The sequence below is a fragment of the Paucilactobacillus nenjiangensis genome, from assembly GCF_008632615.1.
In the GTDB taxonomy this organism is placed as follows: domain Bacteria; phylum Bacillota; class Bacilli; order Lactobacillales; family Lactobacillaceae; genus Paucilactobacillus; species Paucilactobacillus nenjiangensis.
In genome coordinates this window covers 701,430-720,118 of record NZ_CP043939.1, presented here as the reverse complement: position 1 = coordinate 720,118, position 18,689 = coordinate 701,430, and the positions used below count along the sequence as shown (strand labels likewise).

At 40.4% G+C, this 18,689-nt stretch carries 27 protein-coding genes; 1 reads left to right on the top strand and 26 read right to left on the bottom strand.

Annotation, left to right across the window (positions count from 1 at the left end; genetic code table 11):
* Positions 1–31 precede the first annotated feature (31 nt).
* From secY to rpsL, 25 genes are all read right to left on the bottom strand, one after another.
* Positions 32–1,330 carry a preprotein translocase subunit SecY gene (gene secY, locus F0161_RS03655; RefSeq protein WP_150203746.1) on the bottom strand — a complete coding sequence of 433 codons (1,299 nt, stop codon included), beginning with the start codon at positions 1,328–1,330 and terminating at the stop codon, positions 32–34.
* The gene (rplO, locus tag F0161_RS03650) at positions 1,330–1,764 is read right to left on the bottom strand and encodes a 50S ribosomal protein L15 (protein ID WP_137601079.1); all 435 of its coding nucleotides are present in this window, start codon (positions 1,762–1,764) and stop codon (positions 1,330–1,332) included. The genes secY and rplO overlap by 1 nt, the downstream gene beginning before the upstream one ends.
* 31 nt (positions 1,765–1,795) lie before the next feature.
* Positions 1,796–1,978 (bottom strand): 50S ribosomal protein L30, encoded by a 183-nt coding sequence (gene rpmD / locus F0161_RS03645; RefSeq protein WP_137601078.1) that lies wholly within the window; start codon positions 1,976–1,978, stop codon positions 1,796–1,798.
* A 13-nt stretch (positions 1,979–1,991) separates the two neighbouring features.
* Entirely contained in the window at positions 1,992–2,492 is a 501-nt protein-coding gene (rpsE, locus tag F0161_RS03640; RefSeq protein ID WP_137601077.1) for a 30S ribosomal protein S5, read from the bottom strand.
* Positions 2,493–2,512: 20 nt separating this feature from the next.
* A complete protein-coding gene (gene rplR / locus F0161_RS03635; RefSeq protein ID WP_137601076.1) occupies positions 2,513–2,869 on the bottom strand; it encodes a 50S ribosomal protein L18 in 357 nt (118 codons plus the stop codon).
* A gap of 38 nt (positions 2,870–2,907) precedes the next feature.
* Positions 2,908–3,444 carry a 50S ribosomal protein L6 gene (gene rplF / locus F0161_RS03630; RefSeq protein WP_137601075.1) on the bottom strand — a complete coding sequence of 179 codons (537 nt, stop codon included), beginning with the start codon at positions 3,442–3,444 and terminating at the stop codon, positions 2,908–2,910.
* Between the two features lie 28 nt (positions 3,445–3,472).
* Positions 3,473–3,871: a 30S ribosomal protein S8 gene (rpsH, locus tag F0161_RS03625; protein ID WP_137601074.1), complete on the bottom strand. Its 399-nt coding sequence runs from the start codon at positions 3,869–3,871 to the stop codon at positions 3,473–3,475.
* A 34-nt stretch (positions 3,872–3,905) separates the two neighbouring features.
* Complete coding sequence (locus tag F0161_RS03620; protein ID WP_057778624.1) at positions 3,906–4,091, bottom strand: type Z 30S ribosomal protein S14; 186 nt, start codon at positions 4,089–4,091, stop codon at positions 3,906–3,908.
* Between the two features lie 18 nt (positions 4,092–4,109).
* The gene (rplE, locus tag F0161_RS03615) at positions 4,110–4,652 is read right to left on the bottom strand and encodes a 50S ribosomal protein L5 (protein ID WP_150203745.1); all 543 of its coding nucleotides are present in this window, start codon (positions 4,650–4,652) and stop codon (positions 4,110–4,112) included.
* A 28-nt stretch (positions 4,653–4,680) separates the two neighbouring features.
* Positions 4,681–4,989 carry a 50S ribosomal protein L24 gene (rplX, locus tag F0161_RS03610; RefSeq protein ID WP_137601072.1) on the bottom strand — a complete coding sequence of 103 codons (309 nt, stop codon included), beginning with the start codon at positions 4,987–4,989 and terminating at the stop codon, positions 4,681–4,683.
* A 33-nt stretch (positions 4,990–5,022) separates the two neighbouring features.
* A complete protein-coding gene (gene rplN, locus F0161_RS03605) occupies positions 5,023–5,391 on the bottom strand; it encodes a 50S ribosomal protein L14 (RefSeq protein ID WP_057778631.1) in 369 nt (122 codons plus the stop codon).
* A gap of 52 nt (positions 5,392–5,443) precedes the next feature.
* Positions 5,444–5,710 (bottom strand): 30S ribosomal protein S17, encoded by a 267-nt coding sequence (gene rpsQ, locus F0161_RS03600; RefSeq protein WP_137601071.1) that lies wholly within the window; start codon positions 5,708–5,710, stop codon positions 5,444–5,446.
* Positions 5,711–5,733: 23 nt separating this feature from the next.
* Positions 5,734–5,940, bottom strand: a complete 207-nt coding sequence (gene rpmC / locus F0161_RS03595; protein ID WP_150203744.1) for a 50S ribosomal protein L29 — start codon at positions 5,938–5,940, stop codon at positions 5,734–5,736.
* Positions 5,930–6,364 carry a 50S ribosomal protein L16 gene (gene rplP, locus F0161_RS03590; RefSeq protein ID WP_137601069.1) on the bottom strand — a complete coding sequence of 145 codons (435 nt, stop codon included), beginning with the start codon at positions 6,362–6,364 and terminating at the stop codon, positions 5,930–5,932. Before rplP ends, rpmC begins: the two co-directional genes overlap by 11 nt.
* Positions 6,365–6,366: 2 nt before the next feature.
* Positions 6,367–7,038: a 30S ribosomal protein S3 gene (gene rpsC, locus F0161_RS03585; protein WP_137601068.1), complete on the bottom strand. Its 672-nt coding sequence runs from the start codon at positions 7,036–7,038 to the stop codon at positions 6,367–6,369.
* Positions 7,039–7,050: 12 nt separating this feature from the next.
* On the bottom strand, positions 7,051–7,398 hold the full coding sequence (rplV, locus tag F0161_RS03580) for a 50S ribosomal protein L22 (RefSeq protein ID WP_137601067.1): 348 nt from the start codon (positions 7,396–7,398) through the stop codon (positions 7,051–7,053).
* 16 nt (positions 7,399–7,414) lie between these two features.
* A complete protein-coding gene (rpsS, locus tag F0161_RS03575; protein ID WP_057889770.1) occupies positions 7,415–7,696 on the bottom strand; it encodes a 30S ribosomal protein S19 in 282 nt (93 codons plus the stop codon).
* 42 nt (positions 7,697–7,738) lie between these two features.
* Positions 7,739–8,584: a 50S ribosomal protein L2 gene (gene rplB / locus F0161_RS03570; protein ID WP_137601065.1), complete on the bottom strand. Its 846-nt coding sequence runs from the start codon at positions 8,582–8,584 to the stop codon at positions 7,739–7,741.
* Positions 8,585–8,612: 28 nt separating this feature from the next.
* Positions 8,613–8,900 carry a 50S ribosomal protein L23 gene (gene rplW / locus F0161_RS03565; RefSeq protein ID WP_057889772.1) on the bottom strand — a complete coding sequence of 96 codons (288 nt, stop codon included), beginning with the start codon at positions 8,898–8,900 and terminating at the stop codon, positions 8,613–8,615.
* Entirely contained in the window at positions 8,900–9,526 is a 627-nt protein-coding gene (rplD, locus tag F0161_RS03560) for a 50S ribosomal protein L4 (RefSeq protein WP_137601064.1), read from the bottom strand. The genes rplW and rplD overlap by 1 nt, the downstream gene beginning before the upstream one ends.
* Before the next feature lie 18 nt (positions 9,527–9,544).
* Positions 9,545–10,210 (bottom strand): 50S ribosomal protein L3, encoded by a 666-nt coding sequence (rplC, locus tag F0161_RS03555; RefSeq protein ID WP_137601063.1) that lies wholly within the window; start codon positions 10,208–10,210, stop codon positions 9,545–9,547.
* Between the two features lie 35 nt (positions 10,211–10,245).
* Positions 10,246–10,554: a 30S ribosomal protein S10 gene (rpsJ, locus tag F0161_RS03550; protein ID WP_137601062.1), complete on the bottom strand. Its 309-nt coding sequence runs from the start codon at positions 10,552–10,554 to the stop codon at positions 10,246–10,248.
* A gap of 326 nt (positions 10,555–10,880) precedes the next feature.
* Entirely contained in the window at positions 10,881–12,977 is a 2,097-nt protein-coding gene (gene fusA / locus F0161_RS03545; RefSeq protein ID WP_137601061.1) for an elongation factor G, read from the bottom strand.
* A gap of 127 nt (positions 12,978–13,104) precedes the next feature.
* Positions 13,105–13,575, bottom strand: coding sequence for a 30S ribosomal protein S7 (gene rpsG / locus F0161_RS03540; RefSeq protein ID WP_137601060.1), 471 nt, complete (start codon positions 13,573–13,575; stop codon positions 13,105–13,107).
* A 14-nt stretch (positions 13,576–13,589) separates the two neighbouring features.
* Complete coding sequence (rpsL, locus tag F0161_RS03535; RefSeq protein ID WP_057889778.1) at positions 13,590–14,003, bottom strand: 30S ribosomal protein S12; 414 nt, start codon at positions 14,001–14,003, stop codon at positions 13,590–13,592.
* A 281-nt stretch (positions 14,004–14,284) separates the two neighbouring features.
* Between rpsL and F0161_RS03530 the strand changes: the two genes are divergently transcribed.
* On the top strand, positions 14,285–14,968 hold the full coding sequence (locus tag F0161_RS03530; RefSeq protein WP_137601059.1) for a prepilin peptidase: 684 nt from the start codon (positions 14,285–14,287) through the stop codon (positions 14,966–14,968).
* Positions 14,969–15,033: 65 nt separating this feature from the next.
* On the opposite strand, the gene rpoC is transcribed toward F0161_RS03530, so the two are convergent.
* Positions 15,034–18,681 carry a DNA-directed RNA polymerase subunit beta' gene (gene rpoC, locus F0161_RS03525; RefSeq protein WP_150203743.1) on the bottom strand — a complete coding sequence of 1,216 codons (3,648 nt, stop codon included), beginning with the start codon at positions 18,679–18,681 and terminating at the stop codon, positions 15,034–15,036.
* Between the last annotated feature and the right edge of the window lie 8 nt (positions 18,682–18,689).

The following is an 18,689-nucleotide window of genomic DNA, read 5'->3' as shown; positions in this document are numbered from 1 at the left end:
CATTCTCAAATCCTCCTAGCAAGCTAAATAATTAATCATGGATAAATCCAATATATTCTCGTTTCATCATTAAACCGTTAAGTTGTTTGATAACATCTAAGGCGATTTGAACAACAATCAAAAGACTCGTACCACCTAAACCAATTGATTGGCTCAGGTTCCAAACGTTGCTAGCAACAAGTGGAATTAAGGAAACAAATCCTAAGAATAATGCTCCGACCGTACTCAAACGCATCAACAATGAAGAAATATAATCTTGGGTACCTTTACCGGGCCAAACCCCAGGAATATAACTGCCTTGTTTTTGCAAACTCTCTGACAACTTTTCAGGATTAACCTGAACGAAGGCATAGAAGAATGTAAAGACAACAATCAAGAAAATATACAACGAGCTACCAGCTGTGGTTTGCATACTAAAGATGTTAGTCATAACTTGGTACCAAGTATCACCACTATGATTTTGTTGGAATGCCATCAAGATGGTCTGTGGTGTCGAAATAAATGAACCAGCGAAAATAACTGGGATAACTCCGGCCACGTTAATCCTTAATGGTAAATAACTACTTTCAGGAGCGACGGTGGTACGACGTGTATATTGGATTGGTAGTCGGCGTTCTGCCTGTTGAACCCAAGTAACAAATGTAACAACGACCAAGATTGCAACAACGACTAACGCAATAAAACCAATTCCCATCCATAAGTCGTTTCCAGAAGCACCAGTAATTTGATCGTTCCACAATTGTTTGATGGCTGATGGCATTTGAGCAATGATACCAGCAAAGATTAGCATGGAAACTCCATTACCAAGTCCTCGTTCAGTGATCATATCACCCATCCATGTGGCAAGCATAGTTCCGGCTGTTAAAATCAAACCAATTGTTAAGTAAGTTTGTGTATTTGGATTTTCAACCAATTTGAGAGTACTGAGGGAGTTAAATCCGGCGGTAATCCCGATCGATTGAACGAAGCCAAGTACAATAGTCAACCAACGCGTTGCTTGATTTAGTTTTCTTCGTCCGACTTCACCTTGCTTGCTCCACTCAACAAATTTCGGAACAATATCCATTTGTAAGAGTTGAACCACGATTTGTGCGGTGATGTATGGAGAAACACCCATTGCGAACAATGAGTAGTTTTGCAAACCACCACCACTAAACGTGTTCAAGATTGAAGCAAGCCCAGTTGATGAAATTTGTGTTAATGCGGCTGCATTTACCCCAGGAACGGTGATAAATGAACCAAGTCGATACACAATCAAAACAAACAAAGTAAATAAAATCTTACCTCTGATTTCTTTTACTTTGAATGAATTCATGATAGTTGTGAACATTAGATCACCTCAGTTTTACCACCTGCGGCTTCAATTGCTGCAACAGCTGAAGCAGAGAACTTGCTTGCTTTAACTGTAAGCTTTTTAGACAATTGACCGTTTCCTAGAATTTTGATGCCATTCTTTTCTTTACTTACAGCACCTGATTCGACTAACAATGCTGGTGTAATTTCTGCACCATCATCAAATTGATCAAGAGTTGACAAGTTAACGAGTGCATATTCCTTGCGGCTAATGTTAGTAAATCCACGTTTTGGAATACGACGGTAAAGAGGCATTTGGCCCCCTTCAAATCCAACACGAGTCTTTCCACGAGCCTTTTGACCTTTTTGGCCACGGCCTGCAGTCTTACCGTTACCAGATGATGTTCCGCGTCCAAGACGGTTACGAACGCCACGTGAACCTTCAGTAGGTTTTAATTCATGTAACTTCATTACTATAGGCACCTCCTTTGTTTAATAGTTATTACTTAACTTCTTCGATAGAAATCAAGTGCGCAATTTTAAAAATAGCGCCACGAGTTGCTGCGTTATCAGGTTTGATAACAGAGCTATTTACGCGTCCCAACCCTAGTGACTTAACGATTGCACGTTGAGCTGGAAGACGATGAGTGGCACTACGAACTAACGTAATTTTTACTTGAGCCATTATAATTGTCCTCCTATTTCGCTAAGTGTTCGAGTGAAACACCACGTAATGCTGAAACTTCTTCGGCATTCTTAAGACCTCTAAGTCCTTCGAATGTTGCACGAATAACGTTAACTGGTGTGTTTGAACCAAGACGTTTTGAAGTAACATCAGCGATACCTGCAAGTTCCATCACGGAACGAACGGCACCACCAGCGGCAACTCCAGAACCTTCAACGGCTGGCTTCAATAAGATACGTCCACCACCGTAAACACCAATAATTTCGTGTGGCAATGTTGTGCCAACAATAGGAACTTTGATCAAGTTCTTTTTAGCGGCTTCGATTGCTTTACGAATTGCTTCAGGTACTTCTTGAGCTTTACCAGTACCAAAGCCAACAATTCCGTGTTTGTCTCCAACTACTACAAGAGCAGAGAAACGAAGACGACGACCACCTTTAACAACCTTTGTGATACGGTTGATTGCAACTACATTATCTTCAAGATCTAATTTTGCTGGATCAATGAATTCCATTACGGGTCTTCCTCCTTCTTTTAGAATTTAAGTCCGTTTTCACGCGCAGCTTCAGCCAAGGCTTGAACACGACCATGATATAAATATCCACCACGATCAAATACTACGTCTGAAATCTTCTTTTCAGTACCGCGTTTGGCAATTAAAGCACCAACTGAAGCGGCTTGGTCAGATTTAGTGTCACCACTAACTTCTTTATCGATTGTTGAGGCACTTGCTAGCGTCACACCCGCTACGTCATCAATTAATTGAGCGTAGATGTTTTTATTTGAACGGTATACATTTAAGCGTGGGCGCTCAGCAGTACCAGAAATTTTACCACGAACACGCATATGACGGTGTTGGCGGGTTTGATTCTTGTCTGGTTTAGAAATCACAACAATTTACCTCTTTATTTTAATTTTTCTAGCTAAGACTATTTACCAGTCTTACCTTCCTTACGACGAACGATTTCATCTTCGTAACGAATACCTTTACCCTTATATGGTTCAGGTGAACGAATTGCACGTACTTCAGCAGCGAAGTCTCCAACGGCTTGCTTGTCGATACCTGCGATTTTAATTGTAGTGTTGTCAGGAACTTCAAGTGACAATCCTTCAGGTGTATCAAAATCAACTGGATGTGAGTAACCCACAGCCAATGTTAACTTTTTACCTTGCAATTGTGCACGATAACCAACACCGACTAACTTCAATGTTTTTGAGAAACCATTAACAACACCTTCAACCATGTTATTCACATTGGCACGTGTAGTACCGTGGATAGCACGAGTTTTGTTGTTGTCATCTGGACGAGTGAACTTAACTTCGTTACCTTCAACAGTCATAGGAATGATTGATGAAACAGTACGACTTAATTCTCCCTTAGGTCCTTTAACACTAACGATATCACCGTCGCGTTTAACTTCAACACCGGCTGGCAATTCAATAGTTTTATAACCAATACGACTCATTTGTGCACCTCCTTACTTAATAGACTTTTTACCAAATATAAGCGATAACTTCTCCACCAATTTTCTTGGCGCGAGCTTCTTTATCTGTAACAACACCTTCTGATGTTGAGATGATTGCAATTCCAAGTCCGTTAAGAACCTTAGGAACAGAATCTGATTTAACGTATGAACGTAAACCTGGTTTAGAGATACGTTTCAATCCAGTGATAACGCGTTCGTTATTCTTACCATACTTCAAGAATACACGAATAATACCTTGCTTATCATCTTCGATATATTCAACATCGCGAACGAAACCTTCGTTTTTCAAGATTTCAGCAATGTCTTTTTTAATTTTAGATGCAGGAACTTCAAGTGATTCGTGGTGTACCATGTTGGCATTACGAATACGAGTTAAGAAATCTGCAATAGGATCAGTCATTGACATCGAAGTTTATCCTCCTTCTGTTTGTGTTTTATTTTTACCAGCTGGCCTTTTTCATACCAGGAATTTGTCCCTTATGGGCAAGTTCACGCAAGCAAATTCGGCATAAATGGAATTTTTGATAAACAGAATGTGGACGACCACAACGTTCACAACGTGTGTAAGCTTGTGTTGAATACTTAGCTGGACGCTTGTTCTTAGCAATTTGAGATTTTTTTGCCAATGTGTGGAACCTCCTTATTTATTTAGCAAATGGCATACCTAATTGTGCCAAAAGTTCACGTGATTCTTCGTCAGATTGAGCAGTTGTTACAATAACAATATCCAATCCGCGAACACGATTAACATTATCAAAGTTGATTTCTGGGAAAATTAGTTGTTCACGTACACCAAGTGTGTAGTTACCACGGCCGTCAAACGCTTTGTTGCTGACACCACGGAAATCACGAACACGAGGAAGTGAAACATTAACTAGTTTGTCAAGGAAGTCATACATGCGTTCGCCACGTAATGTGACCTTAGCACCGATTGACATACCTTCACGAAGACGGAATCCGGCGATTGATTTCTTAGCTTTTGTAATCAAAGGTTTTTGACCAGAGATTAAGCTAAGTTCTGCAACGGCTTCATCCAAGTTCTTTGCGTTTGTAGTTGCATCACCAACACCCATGTTAAGAACGATCTTGTCGATCTTAGGTGTTTGCATTACTGAACTGTAGTTGAATTTTTCAATTAATGAAGGGGTAATTTCATTAACGTATTTTTCCTTCAAACGGTTTACCATGAAAAGTTGGTCCTCCTTTCTTTAAGAATTAATCGATAGCTTGACCAGATTTTTTAGAAACTCGAACTTTTTTACCATCAACAACTGAGTAGCCTACACGAGTAGGTTCGTTGTTTGAAGGATCAATAAGCATCACATTTGATGCATTAATTGGAGCTTCCTTGTCGATCATTCCACCTTGTGGATATGCGTTACTTGGTTTTTGATGTTTCTTAATCATATTAATGCCTTCGACGATTACACGGTTGTCTTTGACAAAGAGTTCTTTAATAGTTCCTTCTTTGCCTTTATCTTTACCTGCAATGACGCGGACTTTATCACCAGTTTTTACAAACATTGTGATGTGCACCTCCTTATTAATTAGATGAGTTTACAACACTTCAGGAGCCAATGAAACGATCTTCATGAAGTCATCATCACGTAGTTCACGTGCGATTGGTCCAAAGATACGTGTTCCTTGGGGACTCTTGTCATCTTTAATAAGTACGGCTGCATTTTCATCAAACTTGATGTATGAACCGTCGTTACGACGAAGACCAGCTTTTGTACGAACGACAACAGCTTTAACAACGTCTCCCTTTTTGACAACGCCACCTGGTGTTGCTTGTTTTACAGTAGCAACGATAATGTCACCAATGTTACCTGTTTTGACACGTGAGCCACCTAAAATTTTGATTACCAAAATTTCGCGGGCACCTGAGTTATCGGCAACTTTCAACCGACTTTCTTGTTGAATCACGGTTAGTGTCCTCCTTCCATCTTCATATCAGAATACGAATTTCAGTGTTGATTTAGATAATAACTGCTTTTTCGACAATTGATAAGAGACGGAAACGCTTTTTAGCGGACAAAGGTCGTGTTTCCATAATCTTAACAATATCACCGGTACTAGCTTCATTATTTTCATCATGCGCATAGAATTTCTTTGAATACTTCACACGCTTACCGTAAACTGGATCACTTTTATATGTTTCGATAACAACAGTAATTGTCTTATCCATCTTATCTGAAACAACGCGACCTTGATATGTTTTACGAGCATTACGTTCTTCACTCATGCGTTAGTCCTCCTTTTCGTATTCTATTTGTTCAATTCTTGTTGACGAAGAACTGTTTTTACTCGTGCAATGTCCTTACGAACTTGCTTGAGACTTGCAGTGTTTTCCAATTGGCCTGTGGCAAGTTGGAAACGCAAGTTAAACAATTGATCTTTCAATTCTTTTTCTTTTGCAAGCATTTCAGCAGTGGTTAGTCCATTAAGTTCTTGGACAAAATTCTTAGTCTTCATTTGTTTCGCCACCTACTTCCTCACGTTTTACGATCTTAACGCGTACTGGCAACTTGTGGCCTGCCAAACGTAATGCTTCACGGGCTGTTTCTTCAGAAACGCCACCAACTTCAAACATTACAGTACTACGTTTAACTGGAGCTACCCATCCTTCAGGAGCACCCTTACCATTACCCATACGAACACCTACACCTTTAGCAGTGTAAGATTTGTGAGGGAAAATTTTAATCCAAACTTTCCCACCACGTTTCATGTAACGTGTCATAGCGATACGTGCAGCTTCGATTTGACGGTTTGAGATCCAATGTGAATCTAAAGCTTGTAAACCGTAATCACCGAAAGTAACTGACTTGCCACCCTTGGCTTCACCACGCATATGTCCACGATGTTCACGACGATGCTTTACTCGTTTTGGTACTAGCATGTTTATTTCCCTCCTTGCTCTGCAGCGTTTTTGTTAACGCCTTTCTTTTCAGGGAGAATTTCCCCACGGTAAATCCAAGTTTTAACACCTAATTTACCGTATGTTGTCATTGCTTCGTCCCATGAATAATCAATATCAGCACGCAATGTGTGCAAAGGAACAGTTCCTTCTGAATATGATTCAACACGTGACATATCAGCACCGTTTAAACGACCAGCAACTTGGGTTTTAATACCCTTGGCACCAGAACGCATACTACGTTGCATTGCTCCACGCATAGCGCGACGGAAAGCAACACGTGCTTCTAATTGACGAGCAATACTTTCACCGACAAGGTGAGCATCCAAATCAGGTTTTTTGATTTCAACAATGTTAATGTGAACTCTCTTACCTGTAAGATTGTTTAATTCTTTACGAAGTGCTTCAACTTCTGCACCACCCTTACCAATAACCATTCCTGGCTTGGCAGTATGAATTGAAACGTTAACGCGATTTGCGGCACGTTCAATTTCAACGGTTGAAACAGAGGCTTCTGCAAGTCGTTTAGTGATATATTTGCGGATTTTTAAATCTTCATTTAGATATGTGGCGAATTCTTTTTCAGCATACCATTTGGCTTGCCAATCGTGAATGACACCAACACGGAAACCCGTTGGATTAATCTTTTGACCCACTAGCTGTTCCTCCTATTTTTCTGATACAACCACTGTAATGTGACTTGTACGCTTATTAATTGGTGAAGCTGAACCCTTTGCACGAGGACGGAAACGCTTGAGCGTTGGACCTTCGTTTGCAAATGTTTCGCTAACAACCAATGATTCGCGATCTAAATCAAAGTTATTTTCAGCGTTTGCAACAGCAGATTTTAAAACTTTTTCAATATCTGAAGCGGCACCACGAGGAGTGAACTTCAAAATTGCAAATGCTTCAGCGACGCTTTTGCCACGAATAGTATCAAGTACTAAACTAACTTTACGTGCTGACACACGAACAGTACGTGCAACAGCTTTAGCTGATGTAATTTGTTCTGCCATATTAATTCACCCTCCTTTATTTTTTAACCGTCTTCTTATCGTCAGTACCATGTCCACGATAAGTACGGGTTGGTACAAATTCTCCGAGCTTGTGTCCAACCATGTCTTCTTGAACATAAACTGGTACGTGCTTGCGACCATCATATACAGCAAATGTTAACCCAATAAAACTAGGGAAAATTGTTGAGCGACGAGACCATGTCTTGATGACCGTTTTCTTTTCAGAATCAGCTTGAGCTTCAACTTTCTTTAAAAGATGAGCATCAGCAAAAGGTCCCTTTTTTAAACTACGACCCATTGTTTGTATCCTCCTCTCGGACGTTTAGTTATCAATAACTTATTAACGAGTATGTGGACCACGTTTGCGACCACGAACGATAAACTTGCTTGAACGCGCGTTGTGTGAACGTGTCTTCTTACCAGCAGTTTTCTTACCCCATGGTGATAGAGGTGATGGACGACCAACTGGAGCTTTACCTTCACCACCACCGTGTGGATGATCGTTAGGGTTCATTACAGATCCACGAACATGAGGACGTTGACCAGAGTAACGCTTACGACCGGCCTTACCAATGTTAATCAATTCATGTTGTTCATTACCAACAGAACCGACAGTGGCACGACAAGTTGCAAGAACCATACGAACTTCAGCTGAAGATAAACGTACAAGGACGTACTTACCTTCCTTACCAAGTAATTGAGCTGAGGCACCTGCTGAACGAGCAAGTTGACCACCTTTACCTGGTTTTAATTCGATGTTGTGTACCACAGTACCAACAGGAATGTTTGACAATGGTAATGAGTTACCAACTTTGATATCAGCATCAGGTCCAGATTGAACTTGCATGCCAACTTCTAATCCCTTAGGAGCAATGATGTATGACTTGATACCATCAGCATATACTAACAATGCAATATTTGCTGTACGGTTAGGATCATATTCGATTGCCTTAACGGTTGCTGGAACGTTGTCTTTGATACGTTTGAAATCAATAACACGATATTGGCGCTTTGTACCACCACCACGATGACGAACAGTAATTTTACCATAACTGTTACGACCAGCGGTGTGGCTCAATGGTGACAATAATGATTTTTCTGGAGTTGTCTTTGTAATTTCTTCAAAGTCAGAACCAGTCATATTACGTCGACCATTAGTGGTTGGTTTGTATTTACGAATTCCCACTATTTTTTCCTCCTATCTTAATTATTAATTATTCTTCGTTGAATAATTTAATTTCTTTTGAATCGGCAGATAAAGTAACAATTGCCTTACGACGCTTTTTAGTATAACCGGCGTAACGACCTTGGCGCTTTAACTTACCGCGAACATTCATGATGTTAACTTGCACAACTTTAACTTCGAAGATTTCTTCAATAGCTTTTTTAACTTGTGTCTTGGTAGCTCGTACATCAACATCGAATGTGTAGCGCTTATCATCCATTGTTGCCATTGATGCTTCGGTAATCACTGGACGTAAAATAATTTCGCGTGCTTCCATTATGCGAGTACCTCCTCTACTTGAGAAAGAGCTGCTTGAGTAATTACTAACTTAGTGTTATTAACTACATTTAAAATATTGACACCAGATGCACTAACTACTGTAACGTTTGGTAAGTTACGTGCAGATAATTCAACATTTTCACTGCTTTCATCAAGTACTAATAAAGTTTTTTCAGAAACTTTTAAGTTGTTTAGAACAGCTGCAAAGTCTTTTGTCTTAGGAGCGTCAAGCTTCAATGAATCAACGACGACGAGGCCGTTATCAATAACTTTCTGTGAAAGTACTGACTTCATAGCTAACTGACGAACCTTTTGAGGTAACTTGTAGCTGTATGAACGTGGTGTAGGTCCGAAGACGATACCACCGCCACGCCATTGTGGTGAACGGATTGATCCTTGACGAGCACGACCAGTTCCTTTTTGACGCCATGGCTTCTTACCACCACCGCGGACAGCACTACGATTTTTAACCGCATGTGTACCTTGGCGTAATGAAGCACGTTGACGTAGAATTGCGTCGAAAACAACACTTTCGTTTGGTTCGATACCGAACACATCAGCATTCAAATCAACTGAGCCGTTTTCTTTACCATCTTGTTTATATAATGCAACGCTTGTTGTCATTACCTAGTTCCTCCTTCCTTAAGCTTTGTTTGCTTGCTTGCTAAGATTTTTCTTAGTGAAAGCTTTAACTGAATTTGTAATTGTAACGTATGACTTGTTAGCACCAGGAACATTCCCCTTAATTAACAATACGTTGTTGTCTGTATCAGCACGAACGATCTTAAGGTTTTGCATTGTAACAGTGTTTCCACCCATGCGACCTGGTAGTGCTTTACCCTTGAACACACGGTTAATAACAGCACCGAGTGAACCTGGACGACGATGATAACGAGAACCATGAGACATAGGTCCACGTTGTTGGCCATCCTTATGGATGTTACCTTGATAACCGTGTCCCTTTGTGGTTCCAGTTACGTCAACGGCTTCACCAGCTTCAAATAATGAAGCGTTGATTTCGCCACCGACTGTAATGTCCTCTCCTAATTCAGCGTCTCGTATTTCACTAATGAAGCGCTTAGGAGTAGTTTTTGCTTTTGCTACATGACCTTGTTCGGGTTTGTTGCTTAAGAATTCGCGTTTATCGTCGAATCCTAATTGAACGGCATTGTAACCATCATTTTCAACTGTTTTAAGTTGTAAAACAACGTTAGGTGTGACGTCCACAACAGTGACAGGCACTAATTCACCAGATTCAGTAAATACTTGTGTCATACCGACTTTTTTTCCTAAGATTCCTTTGGTCATGAGTACACCTCCAATATTTTGTAATTTTTTCTAGATTAAAGCTTGATTTCGATATCTACACCACTAGGCAAGTCGAGTTTCATTAATGAATCAACTGTCTTAGGTGTTGGATTTACGATGTCAATCAAACGCTTGTGAGTACGCATTTCAAATTGTTCACGTGAATCCTTATGCTTATGTGGTGAACGGAGCACCGTGTATAAAGTACGTTCCGTTGGTAGCGGAATCGGACCTGAAATTGATGCACCTGTACGTTTCGCAGTCTCGACAATCTTGTCAGCAGACTGGTCTAAAATACGATGTTCATAAGCCTTCAAACGAATACGAATCTTTTGGTTTGCCATTTTGTTCCCTCCTTCGTCAATTTTTAAAAATTTGACTAGCTCCGTGAAAGTTACCGCCACATCCTGTGGCAAAGCGTCCGGGTGTGTCGCAATCTTTCACATCACCGCTCTTCATGTCTTGAACCCACCCGGGAGCAACATTCACCCCTTCGAAAGCTCAAGTACTTATCTATAATACTAGAATTTACGGGCGAGTACAAGCATTTTATGCAAATTATCCAAATATTTTCATTACATTTTTGTTACAGTATTTTGCGAAAAATCGACAAAAAAAATCTCAAAATCTGAAATTAATCAAATTTTGAGATTTTTAAACATGTTAAGAATTATTCTTTAATGTTTGAACCACCATTTTTCTTGATGATTTCTTCTTGAACTGACTTAGGAACTGCTTCGTAATGATCAAATGTCATTGTGAAGACACCACGACCTTGTGATGCTGAACGAAGTGTAGTTGCATAGCCGAACATTTCTGATAGAGGAACATATGAATGAACTTGTTGTGCATTTCCACGTTCTTCCATACCATCAATGCGTCCACGACGTGCAGTAACTTGTCCCATGATATCACCCATGTATTCTTCAGGGATAACGATATCAACCTTCATGATTGGTTCAAGGATAACTGCACCAGCATTCTTAGCAGCGTTACGCAATGCTAATGAAGCGGCAACCTTAAATGAAGCTTCAGATGAATCGACATCATGATAACTACCATCATAAAGTTTGGCTTTCAAGTCAACCAATGGGTAACCGGCAAGCACACCATTTTCAAGTGATTCACGAAGACCTTGTTCAACTGAAGGAATATATTCACGAGGAACAACCCCACCAACGATAGCATCTTCGAATTCAAATCCGGCACCTTCTTCGTTTGGAGTAAATTCAATCCAAACATCCCCATATTGACCTTTACCACCAGATTGGCGAACAAACTTACCTTGGGCAGATGTTTGTTTAGTAAAGGCTTCACGATAAGCAACTTGAGGAGCACCAACAGTAGCTTCAACGTTAAATTCACGTCTCATACGATCGATGATGATATCCAAGTGCAATTCACCCATTCCGGCGATTAATGTTTCACCAGTTTCAGGATTAGTTTCAGCCTTGAATGAAGGATCTTCTTCAGCAAGCTTTTGTAAAGCAACATCCATCTTATCTTGGTCAGCCTTTGATTTAGGTTCAACGGCAACTTGGATAACTGGATCTGGGAATTCCATAGATTCTAGCTTCAATGGATGATTTGGATCAGTTAATGAATCACCAGTAGTGGTATTCTTCAAGCCAATCGCAGCAGCGATATCACCTGAGAATACTTCTGGAATTTCTTGACGGTGATTTGAATGCATTTGGAGCAAACGACCAACACGTTCACGTTTGCCCTTAGTTGAGTTCAAAACATATGAACCTGATTCAAGTGTACCAGTATAAACACGGATAAATGTTAAACGACCAACGAATGGATCAGTTGCAATCTTGAAAGCTAAAGCAGCAAATGGCTTGTTATCATCAGCTTCAAGTTCAACGTTTTCACCAGTATCTGGGTCAGTGGCGTTGTATGGACGAACATCCAATGGTGATGGAAGATAGTCAACAACGGCATCCAACATCATTTGAACACCCTTATTCTTGAAGGCAGAACCAGCAAGAACTGGGAATAATGATAAGTCCAAAGTTCCTTTACGGATAGCAGCTTTAATTTCTGCCTTTGGTACTTCTTCTCCGCCAAGGTATTTTTCCATAATATCATCATCAACGTCAGCTAATTTTTCAATCATAGCGTCGCGACGTTTTTTTGCTTCTGCAGCAAATTCTTCAGGAATATCAACTGTATCCCATTCAGAACCATCGTCACCATGATACAAGTCAGCCTTCATTTCAACTAAGTCAATGATACCGCGGAAATCATCTTCGGCACCGATTGGCATTTGGATAGGTAAAGCGTTAGCTTGTAAACGATCCCCAATTGTTTCAACTGAGAAATCGAAGTTTGCACCCATCTTATCCATCTTGTTAGCAAAGACGATACGTGGAACATTGTATTCTGATGCTTGACGCCAAACTGTTTCAGTTTGAGGTTCAACACCGGCTTGTGCATCAAGCACAGCAACGGCACCATCAAGAACACGAAGTGAACGTTCAACTTCAATAGTGAAATCCACGTGTCCGGGAGTATCGATAATGTTAATACGGTGATCTTTCCATGCAGCTGTGGTAGCAGCTGATGTGATTGTGATCCCACGTTCTTGTTCTTGGGCCATCCAATCCATTTGTGAAGCTCCATCATGAGTTTCACCAATTTTATGGATTTTACCAGTATAGTACAAGATACGTTCTGTAGTAGTAGTTTTACCGGCATCAATATGAGCCATGATACCGATATTACGAGTCATTTCAAGTGGAAATTCGCGTGTGTTTGCCATCTGAAAATGTGTCTCCTTCCAATTTTTAAATAATTAGTTAACTTCTGAAAAAAAGTGACTCCTATATGAACACATATAACAGCCACTTTTAAAAGGGATTACCAGCGTCAGCTGATAACTTTGAATCTTACCAACGATAATGTGCGAATGCACGGTTGGCATCAGCCATTTTATGAGTGTCTTCACGTTTCTTAACTGAAGCACCAGTTTCGTTAGCTGCATCCATGATTTCACGTGCAAGACGTTCTGTCATAGTATGTTCCCCACGTGAACGTGAGTATTGAGCAATCCAACGAAGACCAAGTGTCGTACGACGATCTGGACGAACTTCAATCGGAACTTGATAGTTAGATCCACCAACACGGCGAGCCTTAACTTCAAGAACTGGCATAACATTTTCCATTGCTTGTTCGAAAACTTCAACGGGGTTGTTTCCAGTTTCTTCCTTAATCATATCAAATGCTGAATAAATAATTTTTGAAGCAGTTCCGCGCTTACCATCAATCATCAAACGGTTGATTAAGCTGGTAACTAGCTTTGAGTTGTACATTGGATCTGGTAAAACTTCTGGTTTTTGTACATGACCTTTACGTGGCATTAACTAACTTCCTCCTAAGCCTTTGGTTTCTTTGTTCCGTATTTAGAACGACTTTGACGACGTTCATCAACACCGGCAGTATCTAATGTACCACGGACGATATGGTAACGAACCCCTGGTAAATCCTTAACACGGCCTCCACGAATCAAAACAACACTATGTTCTTGTAAGTTGTGTCCGATACCTGGAATATAAGCAGTAACTTCGATTAAGTTTGAAAGACGCACACGGGCGTACTTACGTAAAGCAGAGTTAGGCTTCTTAGGTGTCATAGTTCCGACACGAGTAGCAACTCCTCGTTTTTGTGGTGATGGATTAACAATAGCTGCTTTTTTGTAGCTGTTGTAACCAAAGCTCAAAGCAGGAGCTTTTGACTTTGATGTTTGAGACTTACGTCCCTTACGTACTAATTGGTTAATAGTAGGCATTAAAATGTTCCCCTTCCGAATTTTAAGTCCACACATCCAGGTGGTTCATTTTTTCTTATAAAAAAATGACACAAGGATCGTGTTTTCATTTGTGATTCTTTTCGACGACAGTGAAAACTGTCAGTCGACAGAATAACTGTGTTGTGAAAAAGCACCTTTACAAGAATAGCATGTGTTTTTATCTATGTCAACGCACATCAAGCTAATTTCAACTAACTTTTTTAAATTAATTTAATTTGACTCCAGTAGCGTACTTATTAACTATAAAGGAGATTTCGACAATGTCAATTATAGCATTTTTGTACGGTACAGTTCTAGCCTCATTCATCACTTTGTGTGCGGACCGAATTCCCAAACACGTTTCAATTCTTTATCCACGTTCCCGCTGCGACAATTGCCAGGTTCAATTACGATATTGGCAATTAATCCCTATTTTTGGTTACCTGTTTCAACTAGGACACTGCAAAAATTGTCATCATCACATTTCACCCATATCAACATGCGTGGAATTAATTATTGGTTTGATTGCCTTACATGCACCGCTCAATCATCCTTTACAACTCATTTGTTTTATTTTATTCTATGGATTTTTATTATTCATTAGTTTAACTGATTTGTCACACCAATTTTTTTATTCCACCGGATTATTGGGACTCTTACCTGGTATTTTCATTTTTGAATCGGCTAAGCGTTGGGAATGGCAACTGGGTTGTGTGATGATTACAACCTTATTGTTTTTACTCTTACTCGCCCATTTAACTAACGGGTTAGGCTCGGGCGATATTGAATTAATTTTAATCTTTGAAATTTTACTCGGCTTTGAACAAACGATGTGGATTATTTGTATCTCGTCTTTACTCGCACTATTCACCATCTTATTAACTCGGCATCAATCACGAATTCCGTTCGTCCCTTTTTTAAGTCTCGGTTTCTTAATTGTGACGCAAATCTTCTACTATATGTAAAAAGGACACTACCGCAAGTTGCGATAGTGTCCTTTACTAGTTTGTGTCTCAAATTGAGCTACACTCTAGTTTTTGTTATTCAATTCTTGTTCAACTTCACTTGTTGATTTGATTGAGTATACGCCGTCAGTAGCTCCGACTTTAACAGACTTAGGCTTGATATTACGGTATTCACCCATACCAGTACCGGCAGGGATAATCTTACCAATAATAACATTTTCCTTAAGTCCAACAAGTGGATCATGCTTACCGCGAATAGCAGCATCAGTCAATACACGTGTTGTTTCTTGGAATGACGCAGCTGAAAGGAAACTATTAGTTTCCAAGGCAGCCTTAGTAATACCAAGGATAACAGGACGACCAGTTGCGGGAACTCCCCCAGCAACAAGGGTCTTGTAGTTTTCATCACGGAAATCATTGATATCCATCAAAGCACCTGGCAAGACATCAGTGTCACCTGGATCCATGACACGAACCTTACGGATCATTTGACGAATCATGATTTCAACGTGCTTGTCCAAGATTTCAATACCTTGCATACGATAAACCTTTTGGATTTCACTCAGCAAGTAAGTTTCAGTTGAAAGAACATCACGAACTTGGAGTAATTCCTTAGGATCGATGGCACCATCATTCAATGGAGCACCACGATGAATATAGTCGCCTTCAGCAACTCTCATACGAGACGTAATTGGTAATGTATACGTTCTTGTATCAGTTTCACCTTTGACAGTAACATCCTTAGTACGTTCTGCAGGATTTTCTTCGATTGATTCAACAGTCCCAGTAACTTCAGTAATTTCAGCTTTACCTTTAGGATTACGTGATTCAACAATTTCTTGAATACGTGGAAGTCCTTGAGTAATATCTTCGTTACCAGCCACACCACCGGTATGGAAGTTACGCATAGTCAATTGAGTACCTGGTTCACCGATTGATTGAGCGGCAACTGTACCAACAGCTTCCCCTGCTTCAACCCGATCACCAGTAGCAGCATTACGTCCATAACAACGTTCGCAGACACCATGTTTAGTGTTACAAGTAAATGCAGAGCGAATGGTTACCTTAGTAACACCAGCATCGATAATTGCTTGTGCAACATCTTCATCAATCATTTCATCGCGGCCAATCAGTACTTCACCCGTTTCAGGATTCTTAACTGATTTGATTGTGTAACGGCCAAGAATCCGGTCGTACAATGGTTCAATCATTTCGTTACCGTCAGTAATGGCAGTAACATCAAGTCCACGATCAGTATGACAGTCTGCTTCACGAACGATAACATCTTGAGCCACATCAACTAGACGACGAGTTAAGTAACCTGAGTTGGCAGTCTTCAAGGCAGTATCGGTCATCCCTTTACGAGCCCCATGAGTAGAAATAAACATTTCCAAAACGTTTAGTCCTTCACGGAAGTTAGAAAGGATTGGCAATTCCATAATCTTACCATTAGGCGCAGCCATCAAGCCACGCATACCAGCAAGTTGTGTAAAGTTTGAGATGTTACCACGGGCACCGGAATCACTCATCATGTTGATTGGGTTATGGAGATCCATATCATCAATCAATTTTTGTTGAACTTCATCCTTAGCGTTGTTCCATACACCGATAACACGTTCATAACGTTCGTCATCAGTAATCAAACCACGACGGAATTGCTTCGTAATTGTAGCAACTTCTTTATGAGCCTTATCGATAATTTCAGGTTTTTCTTTCAGAACAGGCACATCAGCACTACCAACGGTAATTCCAGAAATGGTTGATTCGTAGTAACCCAAATCCTTCATACGGTCCAAGAGTAATGATGTAGCTGTTACTTTATATTGCTTGTAAACTTCGGCAATGATATCTGACAAGAATCCTTTACGGAAAGGTGGTACAAGTGGAGTTTCAGCAAGACGAGCTTTCAAATCTTCCCCAGGGTTCAAGAAGTCTGCATCAGCCACACCTTCTGTTAAGTTTTCACTAGTTGGTTCGTTCAAATATGTCAATCCTTCAGGAAGAATATCATTAAAAATCAACTTACCAACAGTTGTGATTAACACTTTACCGCGTTGTTCTGGCGTAAATGGTTTCTTTGGCATTGATGCTGTTGACACACCAACACGTGAGTGAAGATGGACATAACCATTTTGATAAGCAGTCCGAGCTTCGTTAATGTCAGTGAAGACCATACCCTCACCTTCACGACCAGCTTCTTCTGTCGTCAAGTAATAGTTACCAATAACCATATCTTGTGAAGGTGTAACCACTGGTTGACCATCACGAGGTGAAAGAATATGACCAGCAGCAAGCATCAACAAACGTGCTTCAGCTTGAGCTTCATCTGAAAGTGGTAAATGGATAGCCATTTGGTCACCATCAAAATCGGCATTGTAAGCTTCACACACAAGAGGATGCAAACGCATAGCTTTTCCAGAAACCAAAACTGGTTCAAAAGCTTGAATTCCCAAACGGTGCAATGTAGGGGCACGGTTCAACAGAACCGGATGTTCCTTAATTACGTCTTCAAGAACGTCATATACGTCATTGTCTTGGCGATCAATCTTGCGCTTAGCATTTTTGATGTTTGAAGCCAATTCACGAGAAACAAGTTCCTTCATGATAAATGGTTTAAACAATTCCATTGCCATTTGAACAGGTAATCCCATTTGGCTCATCTTAAGTGATGGACCAACATCGATAACTGAACGGCCAGAATAATCGACACGCTTACCAAGTAAGTTTTGCCGGAAACGTCCTTGCTTACCTTTAAGTAAGTGAGAAAGTGACTTCAATGGACGGTTACCTGGTCCAGCAACTGGACGGCCACGACGACCATTATCAATTAAAGCATCAACGGCTTCTTGAAGCATCCGCTTTTCATTTTGAACAATGATTCCAGGAGCATTCAAATCTAACAAGCGTTTCAAACGGTTGTTACGGTTGATAACACGGCGATATAAATCATTCAAATCTGAAGTAGCAAAACGGCCACCTTCAAGTTGAACCATCGGGCGAAGATCTGGAGGCATAACTGGCACAACGTCCATTACCATCCAGTCAGGACGATTACCTGATTTGATGAAGGCTTCCAAAATGTCCAAACGACGAACTGCACGAGTCCGCTTTTGGCCAGAAGCATCTTTCAATTCTTCTTTTAATTCATCGGCTTCTTTTTCAAGATCAACATTTTCAAGCAACTGCTTAATTGCTTCTGCACCCATTAGGGCAGTGAAACGATTACCATATTCAAGTTTCTTTTCACGATAATCAGCTTCAGAAAGAAGTTGTTTTGGTTCCATTGGTGTATCTCCACCGTTGATAACAACGTATGAAGCGAAATAGATAATTTCTTCCAATGAACGTGGACTCATGTCTAAGACAAGACCCATACGACTTGGGATACCCTTGAAGTACCAGATGTGAGTTACTGGTGCAGCTAATTCGATGTGACCCATACGTTCACGACGAACTTTAGAGCGAGTAACTTCAACCCCACAGCGATCACAAACAACACCCTTATAACGGATCCGTTTGTACTTACCACAGGCACATTCCCAGTCTTTTGTTGGTCCAAAGATACGTTCGTCAAACAATCCATCTTTTTCTGGCTTTAAAGTACGGTAGTTGATGGTTTCTGGCTTTTTAACTTCACCAAATGACCAGCTACGAACCTTATCTGGAGATGCCAGACCGATTTGCATGCTTTCAAAGTTATTAACGTCAATCAAAGGATGAT

Coding starts and splice junctions, on each gene's coding strand:
- secY (WP_150203746.1), bottom strand. CDS start 1,330: ATGTTCACAACTATCATGAATTCATTCAAAGTAAAAGAAATCAGAGGT.
- rplO (WP_137601079.1), bottom strand. CDS start 1,764: ATGAAGTTACATGAATTAAAACCTACTGAAGGTTCACGTGGCGTTCGT.
- rpmD (WP_137601078.1), bottom strand. CDS start 1,978: ATGGCTCAAGTAAAAATTACGTTAGTTCGTAGTGCCACTCATCGTCTT.
- rpsE (WP_137601077.1), bottom strand. CDS start 2,492: ATGGAATTCATTGATCCAGCAAAATTAGATCTTGAAGATAATGTAGTT.
- rplF (WP_137601075.1), bottom strand. CDS start 3,444: ATGAGTCGTATTGGTTATAAAACTATTGAATTGCCAGCCGGTGTTGAA.
- rpsH (WP_137601074.1), bottom strand. CDS start 3,871: ATGTCAATGACTGATCCTATTGCAGATTTCTTAACTCGTATTCGTAAT.
- rplE (WP_150203745.1), bottom strand. CDS start 4,652: ATGGTAAACCGTTTGAAGGAAAAATACGTTAATGAAATTACCCCTTCA.
- rplX (WP_137601072.1), bottom strand. CDS start 4,989: ATGTTTGTAAAAACTGGTGATAAAGTCCGCGTCATTGCAGGTAAAGAT.
- rpsQ (WP_137601071.1), bottom strand. CDS start 5,710: ATGAGTGAAGAACGTAATGCTCGTAAAACATATCAAGGTCGCGTTGTT.
- rpmC (WP_150203744.1), bottom strand. CDS start 5,940: ATGAAGACTAAGAATTTTGTCCAAGAACTTAATGGACTAACCACTGCT.
- rplP (WP_137601069.1), bottom strand. CDS start 6,364: ATGCTAGTACCAAAACGAGTAAAGCATCGTCGTGAACATCGTGGACAT.
- rplV (WP_137601067.1), bottom strand. CDS start 7,398: ATGGCAGAACAAATTACATCAGCTAAAGCTGTTGCACGTACTGTTCGT.
- rpsS (WP_057889770.1), bottom strand. CDS start 7,696: ATGGGTCGTAGTTTAAAAAAGGGACCTTTTGCTGATGCTCATCTTTTA.
- rplW (WP_057889772.1), bottom strand. CDS start 8,900: ATGGAAGCACGCGAAATTATTTTACGTCCAGTGATTACCGAAGCATCA.
- rplD (WP_137601064.1), bottom strand. CDS start 9,526: ATGACAACAAGCGTTGCATTATATAAACAAGATGGTAAAGAAAACGGC.
- rplC (WP_137601063.1), bottom strand. CDS start 10,210: ATGACCAAAGGAATCTTAGGAAAAAAAGTCGGTATGACACAAGTATTT.
- rpsJ (WP_137601062.1), bottom strand. CDS start 10,554: ATGGCAAACCAAAAGATTCGTATTCGTTTGAAGGCTTATGAACATCGT.
- fusA (WP_137601061.1), bottom strand. CDS start 12,977: ATGGCAAACACACGCGAATTTCCACTTGAAATGACTCGTAATATCGGT.
- rpsG (WP_137601060.1), bottom strand. CDS start 13,575: ATGCCACGTAAAGGTCATGTACAAAAACCAGAAGTTTTACCAGATCCA.
- rpsL (WP_057889778.1), bottom strand. CDS start 14,003: ATGCCTACTATTAACCAATTAGTACGTAAGGGACGTAAGTCTCAAACA.
- F0161_RS03530 (WP_137601059.1), top strand. CDS start 14,285: ATGTCAATTATAGCATTTTTGTACGGTACAGTTCTAGCCTCATTCATC.